11 protein-coding genes are annotated in these 9,820 nt (G+C 62.3%); 4 read left to right on the plus strand and 7 right to left on the minus strand.

All coding sequences use genetic code 11. The features are described from left to right. Positions 1 to 720: phosphate ABC transporter substrate-binding protein PstS family protein (locus HP547_RS23370; RefSeq protein ID WP_172287638.1), on the minus strand; the 720-nt coding region annotated here is incomplete at its 3' end. 141 nt (positions 721 to 861) lie between these two features. After that, the gene (locus HP547_RS23375) at positions 862 to 2,151 is read right to left on the minus strand and encodes an MFS transporter (protein WP_172229198.1); all 1,290 of its coding nucleotides are present in this window, start codon (positions 2,149 to 2,151) and stop codon (positions 862 to 864) included. A 360-nt stretch (positions 2,152 to 2,511) separates the two neighbouring features. On the opposite strand from HP547_RS23375, the gene HP547_RS23380 reads away from it, so the two are divergent. Beyond that, positions 2,512 to 2,910 (plus strand): acyl-CoA thioesterase, encoded by a 399-nt coding sequence (locus tag HP547_RS23380; protein WP_003253317.1) that lies wholly within the window; start codon positions 2,512 to 2,514, stop codon positions 2,908 to 2,910. 71 nt (positions 2,911 to 2,981) lie between these two features. Beyond that, positions 2,982 to 3,878 (plus strand): D-hexose-6-phosphate mutarotase, encoded by an 897-nt coding sequence (locus tag HP547_RS23385; protein ID WP_172287640.1) that lies wholly within the window; start codon positions 2,982 to 2,984, stop codon positions 3,876 to 3,878. Positions 3,879 to 3,971: 93 nt separating this feature from the next. Here the strand turns inward: HP547_RS23385 and HP547_RS23390 are convergent, their stop codons facing one another. From HP547_RS23390 to HP547_RS23410, 5 genes are all read right to left on the minus strand, one after another. Further along, positions 3,972 to 4,505 carry a DUF3299 domain-containing protein gene (locus tag HP547_RS23390; RefSeq protein WP_172287642.1) on the minus strand — a complete coding sequence of 178 codons (534 nt, stop codon included), beginning with the start codon at positions 4,503 to 4,505 and terminating at the stop codon, positions 3,972 to 3,974. Positions 4,506 to 4,553: 48 nt separating this feature from the next. Next, positions 4,554 to 4,799 carry a GlsB/YeaQ/YmgE family stress response membrane protein gene (locus HP547_RS23395; RefSeq protein WP_172233172.1) on the minus strand — a complete coding sequence of 82 codons (246 nt, stop codon included), beginning with the start codon at positions 4,797 to 4,799 and terminating at the stop codon, positions 4,554 to 4,556. A 96-nt stretch (positions 4,800 to 4,895) separates the two neighbouring features. Beyond that, positions 4,896 to 5,978, minus strand: a complete 1,083-nt coding sequence (locus HP547_RS23400) for a 5-(carboxyamino)imidazole ribonucleotide synthase (protein ID WP_172287645.1) — start codon at positions 5,976 to 5,978, stop codon at positions 4,896 to 4,898. Positions 5,979 to 5,988: 10 nt separating this feature from the next. Continuing rightward, entirely contained in the window at positions 5,989 to 6,480 is a 492-nt protein-coding gene (gene purE / locus HP547_RS23405) for a 5-(carboxyamino)imidazole ribonucleotide mutase (protein WP_016489856.1), read from the minus strand. Between the two features lie 242 nt (positions 6,481 to 6,722). After that, on the minus strand, positions 6,723 to 7,640 hold the full coding sequence (locus HP547_RS23410; RefSeq protein ID WP_172226012.1) for a LysR substrate-binding domain-containing protein: 918 nt from the start codon (positions 7,638 to 7,640) through the stop codon (positions 6,723 to 6,725). A gap of 182 nt (positions 7,641 to 7,822) precedes the next feature. On the opposite strand from HP547_RS23410, the gene aspA reads away from it, so the two are divergent. Next, positions 7,823 to 9,247 carry an aspartate ammonia-lyase gene (aspA, locus tag HP547_RS23415; RefSeq protein WP_172226009.1) on the plus strand — a complete coding sequence of 475 codons (1,425 nt, stop codon included), beginning with the start codon at positions 7,823 to 7,825 and terminating at the stop codon, positions 9,245 to 9,247. Positions 9,248 to 9,425: 178 nt separating this feature from the next. After that, positions 9,426 to 9,820: AraC family transcriptional regulator ligand-binding domain-containing protein (locus HP547_RS23420; protein WP_172287647.1), on the plus strand; the 395-nt coding region annotated here is incomplete at its 3' end.

Below are 9,820 nucleotides of genomic sequence, written 5' to 3' on the forward strand. Positions count from 1 at the left end.
TACGGTCTTGACGCTGGCGGTCTTGTAGCCGATACCCGAGTAGCCGATGCCGTTCAGCGACGAGCTGATCGACTGCACCACCGAAGCCGAGCCAGGCTGTTCGTTGACGTTAGGCTTGAAGTCGCCTTTGCACAGGGCTTCTTCCTTGAAGTAGCCGTAGGTGCCCGATACCGAGTTGCGGCCGAACAACTGGATAGGCTTGTTGGCCAGATCGCCGGTCACACCGACGTCGCCCCAGGTCTTCATCTCGGCCTTGCCACCGCACAGGCGGGTGGAGGAGAAGATGGCGTCGACCTGGGCCATGGTCAGGCCCTTGATCGGGTTGTCCTTGTGCACGAACACGGCCAGGGCGTCGACAGCAACCGGAATGGCAGTTGGCTTGTAGCCGTACTTCTGCTCGAAGGCCTGCAGCTCGACATCCTTCATCTTGCGGCTCATCGGGCCGATGTTGGCGGTGCCTTCAGTCAGCGCGGGTGGCGCGGTGGAGGAGCCAGCCGCCTGGATCTGGATGTTTACGTTCGGATATTCCTTCTTGTACGCCTCGGCCCACAGCGTCATCAGGTTCGCCAGGGTGTCGGAGCCTACGCTGGAGAGGTTGCCCGAAACACCGGTGGTCTTGGTGTAGGTCGGGATCGACGGATCGACGGCGGCTACCGCGTTGGCGGTAGCTACGCCCGCGGCGGCGAAGGTAAGGGCCGCCATCAAACGCTTCAGTTTCATGCCTTGCTCCTAGCAGGAATATTGGGGTGTTGGATGGAACGGGCCCAAGTATCGGCAGGCCGCATGAACACGATATGACCTAATTGTGACAAATGGATGAAAGGCCATCACCGAATTCAGTTCTGGCCTATTCGAAGCAGATCAGCGCTTATTGGCGAGCAGGTACAGGCCTACAGCCAGGCCAACCGCACACAAGCCTGCCACATAGTAGGCCGGCGCCATCGGGCTCACCTTCAGCAGCGCCGTCACCACCATCGGCGTCAGCCCGCCAAAGATGGCGTAGGCCACGTTGTACGAGAACGAAAGCCCGCTGAAGCGCACCGCCGCCGGGAACGCCTTGACCATCACGTAGGGCACCGCGCCGATCACGCCCACGCACAGGCCGGTCACCGCATACAGCGGGAACAACAGGTCGGGCCGGGTCGGCAGGCTGTGGTAGAAGCTCCATGAGCTGACCAGCAGCAGCAGGCTGCCGATCACGAACACTCGCCCCGCGCCAAAGCGGTCGGCCAGGCTGCCGGCGCCGATGCAGCCGACGCTGAGCAGCACGATGGCCAGGCTGTTGGCCTTGAGCGAGTCGGTGGGACTGATGTGGTAGAAGCTCTGCAGCAACGCCGGGGTCATCAGGATGACCACCACGATGCCGGCCGACAGCATCCAGGTCAGCAACATCGACAGGATGATCGGCCCACGGTGGTCACGCAGCACGGCGCGCAAAGGCAGCTCTTCGGCCAGCGCCTTGCGCTGCTGCATCTCGGCGAACACCGGGGTCTCATGCAGCCAGCGGCGCAAGTACACCGAGAACAGGCCGAACACCCCACCGAGCAGGAACGGGATGCGCCAGGCGTAATCGGCCACCTCTTCCACGCTGTAGACGCTGTTGATCAGGGTCGCCACCAGCGAACCGAGCAGGATGCCTGCAGTCAGGCCGGCCGTGAGGGTGCCGCACGCGTAGCCGGTATTGCGCGCCGGTACGTGTTCGGACACGAACACCCAGGCGCCCGGCACCTCGCCACCAATCGCAGCACCCTGGATAACCCGCATCAGCAGCAACAGGATCGGCGCCCACATGCCGATCTGCGCATAGGTGGGGAGCAGGCCCATGATCAACGTCGGCAGGGCCATCATGAAGATGCTCAGGGTAAACATCTTCTTGCGCCCGAGCAGGTCACCGAAGTGCGCCATGATGATGCCGCCCAGCGGCCGCGCCAGGTAGCCGGCGGCAAAGATGCCGAAGGTTTGCATCAGGCGCAGCCATTCCGGCATGTCCGCCGGGAAGAACAACTTGCCGACCACGGTGGCGAAGAACACGAAGATGATGAAGTCGTAGAACTCCAGCGCGCCACCCAGGGCGGACAGCGAGAGGGTCTTGTAGTCACTGCGGGTCAGCGGCCGCGAGGGCTGCTCGATACTGCTCGGCACGGAAGTCATCGCTCGTTGTTCTCTTGGTAGGGCATGCAGGCCGCTTGGCACGCGGCTTCTGGATTGGTAGTGCAGCGAAGATAGCAAATTGCCGAGCCGCGCCGAAAGCGATACAAAAACCAGACAGATATTCATGAATGCGCGGTCGTCGCTGGCCGTTATGCTCTATATACTGGCAATTCGTAGGAAAAGGTTATTGCTAGTGTGGGATGTTGTGCGAAAACGCCGGTCTTTATGTCAGGCGGTTTCGCAGAGTCTCCCTACGGCCGCCAAGTGAAACGAAATCGGCGTAGTATGTTTCAAGCTGAATCGTTTACCCGGCCTTGCGCCACACCAACGAAAAGCGTCACGGGTCAGAGGCCCCATCGCATGATTGAGCTCGAACAAGAAGATCCAATCCCGCAAGGCGACCTGGCCTTGCAGATCACCGCACTCCCACGTGAAACCAACGGCTTTGGCGATATCTTCGGCGGCTGGCTGGTTGCCCAGATGGACCTCGCCGGCACTGCCATGGCCAGTCGTGTGGCTGGAGGCCGCGTGGCCACCGTGGCCATCGACCGCATGGCCTTCCTGGTACCGGTCGCCGTGGGCGCGCAGCTGTCGTTCTATACCCAGACCCTGGAAATCGGCCGCAGCTCGATCCAGATGATGGTCGAAGTGTGGAGTGACGACCCGCTGTCCAGCGAATGGCGCAAGGTGACCGAAGCGGTATTCGTGTTCGTTGCCATCGACGGCAGTGGCCGTACCCGCTCCGTGCCTCGTCGCTGAGCCACGCCGGCGGTAAACTCATTGCATGTGCCCGGGTCCAAGGCCCACAGGCAATCAATGAGAAGAACGCAATGGCTACTTTCAAGGTCGATACCGAGCAACATGGCGGACTCAACTGCTGGCGTATCAGCAGCGACCGCGCCGAACTCCTGATCGCCCAGCAGGGCGCGCAGATCCTCAGCTACCAGCGGTTGGGCGAACCACCACTGCTGTGGCTGAGCGACCAGGCCATCTTCGACAAGGGCAAGTCGGTACGCGCTGGCGTGCCAGTGTGCTGGCCGTGGTTCGGCAACCTGCAGCGCAACCCCGAGGCCGTACAGGCCATGTACCGAGGCGAGCAGGCACCTGCTCATGGGCTTGCACGCACCCGTGACTGGCTGTTGCTGGGCGTCGAGGAAGCGGCTGACGGCCTGCGCATCGAATTTGAACTGCCCGACGCGCAGGGTGACTTGCCAGGCTGGCCTCACGATGTCGAGCTGAAGCTGGCCGTGGTCCTGGGTGATGACCTGAAACTGAGCCTGACCAGCCGCAACATGGGCAATACTCCCGTGACCATCAGCCAGGCCCTGCATAGCTACTTCGCGGTCAGCGACGTACGCCAGGCGCGGGTCGAAGGGGTCGAGGGGCTGAGCTATATCGAGACCCTTGCCGACTGGCAACAGCGCCAGCAGCAGGCGGCATTGACGTTTTCCGGGGAGACAGACCGGATCTACCTCGCTACCCCGCAAACACTGAGCATTGTCGATCCGCACTGGAACCGGCGGATTACCCTGACCAGTAGCGGGTCGCGCTCGGCGGTGATCTGGAACCCGTGGACCGAGCGGGCCAGGGAACTGCCGGACATGGCTGATGATGGCTGGCAGCGGATGCTGTGCATCGAGACCGCGAATGTGTGGGACGACCAGGTGGACTTGAAGCCCGGGGCCAGCCACTCGCTGGGGGTAAAGATTGGCTGTGAAATGATCTGAGAGGTGTGTTGCCAGCTCGGGCCTCATCGCCGGCAAGCCAGCTCCCACAAGCTGTGGGAGCTGGCTTGCCGGCGATAAGGCCGGTACTGGCAATCAGAGGTCGGCGTCCTCCACCACCCTCACTTTCCCCGCATCCAGCGCATACGCCGCATCGGCCAGGTCATTGCTGACCTGCTCCACCTTCAGCTTGCCGCTGACCCACAGCGGGGTATAGATATCGTCAATCCTCAGCCCTTTCGGGTAACGCACCAGCACCAGCTGGTTCGGTGGCGGTGGCGGTACGTGAATGCACGCGCCCGGGTACGGCACCAGGAAAAACAGCGTGCTGTTGCCCTTGGCATCACTCTCCAGCGGCACCGGGTAGCCGCCCAGGCGAATGTCCTTGCCGTTCATGGCCGCCACGGTCTTGGTCGAATACATCACCGCCGGCAGGCCCTTGCTCTGCTTCAGTCCGCCCTTGTCGGTAAAGGTGCCCATGGCCTCTGGCGAGTCATGGTCGATTTCGGGCATTTGCTCAAGCGCTCTCTGGTCCGACTTGGGCATCAGCTCCAGCCAGTCGGTTTCGGGCAGTTCGGCATGGGCCAGGGTACTGGCCAACAGCAGGGGGACGAGGAAAAAGGCACGCATGGAAATGCTCGGCAACTCGAATGAATTGCCGGGCATTCTAACCAGTATTCAGCGTTTCTTGATGAATCCGTAGATCACCAGCAGCACGACGGCACCGACCAGCGCCCCGAAGAAGCCCGCCGCCTGCCCGGCCTGGTAAATGCCCAGCGCCTGGCCGCCATAAGTGGCCAGCAGCGAGCCGGCAATACCCAGCAGGATGGTCATGATCCAGCCCATGCTGTCGTCGCCCGGTTTGACGAAACGGGCCAGCAGGCCGACGATGAGGCCGATGAAGATGGTTCCGATGATGCCCATGGCAATCCCTCTGCAGTGAAGATGAAACAAGCCAAAGCCTAGACAGCGCTTTGGCTTGTTGCCATCTCAGAGGGCCAGCCGTTGCCAGAAGTTCGATCAGTTGCTGATCAGAGCCTCTACTTCGGCAATCTTGCGCTCGAGGGTGGCCATGTCATGGCAGCGCAGGGTGGCATGACCAACCTTGCGGCCGGCCTTGAAGGCCTTGCCGTAGTGGTGCAGGTGGCAGTCATCGATGGCGACCACTTTGTCCACAGCCGGCACTTCACCGATGAAGTTGAGCATCGCGCTCTCGCCAACCTTGGCAGTCGAGCCCAGTGGCAGGCCGGCGACGGCGCGCAGGTGGTTCTCGAACTGGCTGCACTCGGCGCCTTCGATGGTCCAGTGCCCGGAGTTGTGCACGCGTGGAGCAATTTCGTTGGCCTTCAGGCCACCGTCGACTTCGAAGAACTCGAAGGCCATCACGCCAACGTAATCCAGCTTCTGCAGTACGCGGCCGACGTAGTCTTCGGCCAGCGCTTGCAGCGGGTGTGCCTGGCTGGCCACCGACAGCCGCAGGATGCCGCTGTCGTGGGTGTTGTGCACCAGCGGGTAGAAACGCGTTTCGCCGTCACGGCCACGCACCGCCACCAGCGATACTTCGCCAGTGAATGGCACGAAGCCTTCCAGCAGGCATGGCACGCTGCCCAGCTCGGCGAAAGTGCCCACCACGTCTTCAGGCGTGCGCAGCACTTTCTGGCCCTTGCCGTCGTAACCCAGAGTGCGGGTCTTCAGTACGGCAGGCAGGCCGATACTGGCCACTGCGGCGTCCAGGTCTGCCTGCGAGAGAATGTTGGCGAAGGCCGGGGTAGGGATACCCAGGTCGCGGAACATGCTTTTTTCGAACAGGCGGTCGCGGGCGATGCGCAGCGCCTCGGCGCTGGGGTACACCGGCACGAACTGCGAGAGGAAGGCCACGGTCTCGGCCGGGACGCTTTCGAACTCGAAAGTGACCAGGTCGACTTCGTCGGCCAGCTGACGCAGGTGGTCCTGGTCGCCGTAGTCGGCCCGCAGGTGCTCGCCCAGTGCTGCAGCGCAGGCGTCCGGCGCGGGGTCGAGGAAAGCGAAGTTCATGCCCAGCGGGGTACCCGCCAGGGCCAGCATGCGGCCCAGCTGGCCGCCACCGATTACACCGATCTTCATGGGTTGAGCCTCAAGCCTGGCGCGGGTCTGGGTTATCCAGAACGGTGTCGGTCTGTTCCGTGCGGAACTGCTTGAGCGCCGCGTGGTACTGCGGGTACTTGGCGCCCAGGATGCTGGCCGACAGCAGCGCAGCGTTGATGGCACCGGCACGGCCGATGGCCAGGGTGGCTACCGGCACGCCGGCTGGCATCTGCACGATCGACAGCAGGGAATCGACACCCGACAGCATCGACGATTGCACCGGCACACCCAGCACCGGCAGGTGAGTCTTGGCGGCGCACATGCCTGGCAAGTGGGCTGCGCCACCGGCACCGGCGATGATCACCTCGATACCACGGCCTTCGGCCTCCTCGGCATACTGGAACAGCAAGTCCGGGGTGCGGTGGGCGGAAACCACCTTCACTTCGTAGGGAATGCCGAGTTTTTCCAGCATATCGGCGGTGTGGCTAAGGGTGGACCAATCGGACTTGGAGCCCATGATCACGCCAACCAGTGCACTCATCGTCGAGCCTCTCCTGCAAGCGCCTTCGGGCGCGCTAAAAGCAACAAGCCACGCAGGTGGGCCGGCGTGGCTTGTCATACGGATTCTGAATCGACCAGGTCGGCCGAAGGCGCGGGATTGTAGCGTATTTAAAGGCGGGCCGCCCACCCCCACAAGCACATGCCGGATCAAAGGGCAAGCTGTCTCGCGGGACAACTTTTCCTGCTGCTCACCAACCCGGCTGCTTCAGAAAATTCGCCCCCTCAAACTGATACCTCGCCCGGGTTGCCGGCCGACTCCAGCTTGCGCCACAACAGGCGCACATTCGCCTTGCGCACGAGTGCACAGCGGTACAGGCGGATTTCCAATGGCACGTGCCACTGGCTCCCCCCGCAGATCACCAATTCCCCGCGCTGCAGTTCGCCCCGCATCGACAGGCGCGGCACCCAGGCGATGCCCATTCCTTCCAGCGCCATACTCTTGAGGCTGTCGGCCATCGCCGTCTCGTAGACGGTGGTATAGCGCAGGTTGCGCTGGCGCAGCAGCAAGCTCACCGAACGCCCGAGGAACGCGCCGGCGCTGTAGGCCAGCAGCGGCACGCTGGCATCGCCTTCAAGGTCGAACATGGGCTTGCCGTCGGCATCCGGCGTGCACACCGGCAACATTTCAGTGGTGCCCATGTGTAACGAAGGGAAGATCTCGGCGTCCATCTGCAGGGCGGCGTCGGGATCATAGAAAGCCAGCATCAGGTCGCAGCCACCTTCGCGCAATGCATGCACGGCATCCCCGACGTTAGTCGCAACCAGGCGCGTGGCAATGTTCAACCCATCGTTGCGCAACTGGGCGACCCAGCGCGGGAAAAAGCCCGATGCCAGGGAGTGAGCGGCTGCTACTTGCACTACCTCGCCCTGCCCGCCTTCCAGATGGTGCAAATGACGGAGAATTTCGCTCAACTGGTCGACAACGGTACGCGCAGTGACGAGAAACAGCTGGCCGGCCTCAGTCAGTTCGATCGGTGTGCGGGAACGATTGACCAATTGCAGGCCCAAGGCTGCTTCAAGGCTGCGAATGCGCCGGCTGAAGGCCGGCTGGGTCACGAAACGCCGCTCTGCCGCCTGGGAAAAACTGCGGGTGGCGGCCAGCGCGCTGAAGTCTTCCAGCCATTTGCTTTCAAGGTTCACGAAGCACATCTCCTGGCATGCACCAAAATGGAACACGCTCGAATGTCAATTGGCGTCACATGAAACAGTATGCCGTTTACGCATAGGTTAGCGTGCAACAGCATTGGCCGCAAAATCACCTTAAGGCCTAGGATTAGCGCCATTCCGGCATGTGCCGGGTCAAAATCGAGATGATATACATCATGTCTTCCGCTGCATCGTTCCGCGTCGAAAAAGATCTGTTGGGTACCCTTGAAGTTCCTGCCGATGCCTACTACGGCATCCAGACCCTGCGCGCTGCCAACAACTTCCACCTCTCCGGCGTTCCGCTGTCGCACTACCCGAAACTGGTAGTCGGCCTGGCGATGGTCAAGCAGGCTGCTGCTGATGCCAACCGAGAGCTGGGGCACTTGAGCGATGCCAAGCATGCTGCCATCAGCGCTGCTTGCGGGCGACTGATCAAAGGCGACTATCACGAGCAGTTCGTGGTCGACATGATCCAGGGTGGTGCCGGTACTTCCACCAACATGAACGCCAACGAAGTCATCGCCAACATCGCGCTGGAGGCCATGGGCCACCAGAAGGGTGAGTACCAGTACTTGCACCCGAACAACGATGTGAACATGGCACAGTCGACCAACGACGCCTACCCGACGGCCATCCGCCTGGGCCTGCTGCTGGGCCATGACGCCCTGCTGGCCAGCCTCGACAGCCTGATCCAGGCCTTCGCTGCCAAGGGTAAGGAATTCGACCACGTACTGAAGATGGGCCGTACCCAGCTGCAGGACGCCGTGCCGATGACCCTGGGCCAGGAATTCCGCGCCTTCGCCACCACCATGACCGAAGACCTCAACCGTCTGCGTTCGCTGGCGCCTGAGCTGCTGACCGAAATCAACCTGGGTGGTACTGCCATCGGTACCGGTATCAACGCCGACCCGGGTTACCAGATGCTCGCCGTACAGCGCTTGGCACTCATCAGCGGCCAGCCGCTGGTACCGGCTGCCGACCTGATCGAAGCCACCTCCGACATGGGCGCTTTCGTGCTGTTCTCCGGCATGCTCAAGCGTACCGCGGTCAAGCTGTCGAAGATCTGCAACGACCTGCGCCTGCTGTCCAGCGGCCCGCGCACCGGCATCAACGAGATCAACCTGCCAGCGCGTCAGCCAGGCAGCTCGATCATGCCAGGCAAGGTCAACCCGGTTATTCCGGAAGCCGTCAACCAGGTGGCCTTCGCCATCATGGGCAACGACCTGGCCCTGACCGTCGCCGCCGAGGGTGGCCAGCTGCAGCTGAACGTGATGGAGCCGCTGATCGCCTACAAGATCTTCGACTCGATCCGCCTGCTGCAACGCGCCATGGACATGCTGCGCGAGCACTGCATCGTCGGCATCACTGCCAACGAACAGCGCTGCCGTGAACTGGTCGAGCACTCGATCGGCCTGGTCACCGCCCTGAACCCGTACATCGGCTACGAAAACGCCACCCGTATCGCCCGTGTCGCCCTGGAAACCGGCCGCGGCGTGCTGGAACTGGTGCGCGAGGAACAGCTGCTGGACGAAGCGATGCTCAACGACATCCTGCGTCCGGAAAACATGATCGCTCCACGTCTGGTTCCGCTGAAGGCGTAACCAGTCTGCTGCAAACAGTCTCACCAGGTTAAGGGACTAGACACCTCTCAACCTTTCAAGGCCCGAGCCTATGCCTCGGGCCTTTTTTTGCCTGATGAATTTGTGGCCGCTTGCCAGCCCCGGGTATCGGCACACAACTTGCTCCATAATGCATCCCAGTCCAACGGGATTACCCAGCATGCTGCACAGCCACCTGACCACACTCAACGCAGTTTCGCTGATCCTCAACGTCTTCCAGGCAGACGGTTGCGAAGCTTCGGCGCTGCTGGCCGGCAGCGGCATCGGCCCGGCAGACCTTGGCCACGCCGATGCGCGCATCACCACCCAGCAAGAGCTGCAGGTGTGCGCCAACGCCGTGGCCCGGCGCGAGGACATCGGCCTGGAGCTGGGTCGGCGCATGCATGTGTCGTGCTATGGCATGCTCGGTTACGCCCTGCTCTCCAGTGCCACTTTGGGTGACGCCCTGCGCCTGGCGCTGCAGTATCCGGCACTGCTGGGAACAGTTTTCAAGCTGCGCTTGCTCGACGATGGCCAGCGCGTCTGGTTAAGCGCCAGCGATTACCACGACAGCGC

This window comes from Pseudomonas sp. CM27 (genome assembly GCF_013179515.1).
Classification (GTDB): domain Bacteria; phylum Pseudomonadota; class Gammaproteobacteria; order Pseudomonadales; family Pseudomonadaceae; genus Aquipseudomonas.

Coding starts and splice junctions, on each gene's coding strand:
- HP547_RS23375 (WP_172229198.1), bottom strand. CDS start 2,151: ATGACTTCCGTGCCGAGCAGTATCGAGCAGCCCTCGCGGCCGCTGACC.
- HP547_RS23380 (WP_003253317.1), top strand. CDS start 2,512: ATGATTGAGCTCGAACAAGAAGATCCAATCCCGCAAGGCGACCTGGCC.
- HP547_RS23385 (WP_172287640.1), top strand. CDS start 2,982: ATGGCTACTTTCAAGGTCGATACCGAGCAACATGGCGGACTCAACTGC.
- HP547_RS23390 (WP_172287642.1), bottom strand. CDS start 4,505: ATGCGTGCCTTTTTCCTCGTCCCCCTGCTGTTGGCCAGTACCCTGGCC.
- HP547_RS23395 (WP_172233172.1), bottom strand. CDS start 4,799: ATGGGCATCATCGGAACCATCTTCATCGGCCTCATCGTCGGCCTGCTG.
- HP547_RS23400 (WP_172287645.1), bottom strand. CDS start 5,978: ATGAAGATCGGTGTAATCGGTGGCGGCCAGCTGGGCCGCATGCTGGCC.
- purE (WP_016489856.1), bottom strand. CDS start 6,480: ATGAGTGCACTGGTTGGCGTGATCATGGGCTCCAAGTCCGATTGGTCC.
- aspA (WP_172226009.1), top strand. CDS start 7,823: ATGTCTTCCGCTGCATCGTTCCGCGTCGAAAAAGATCTGTTGGGTACC.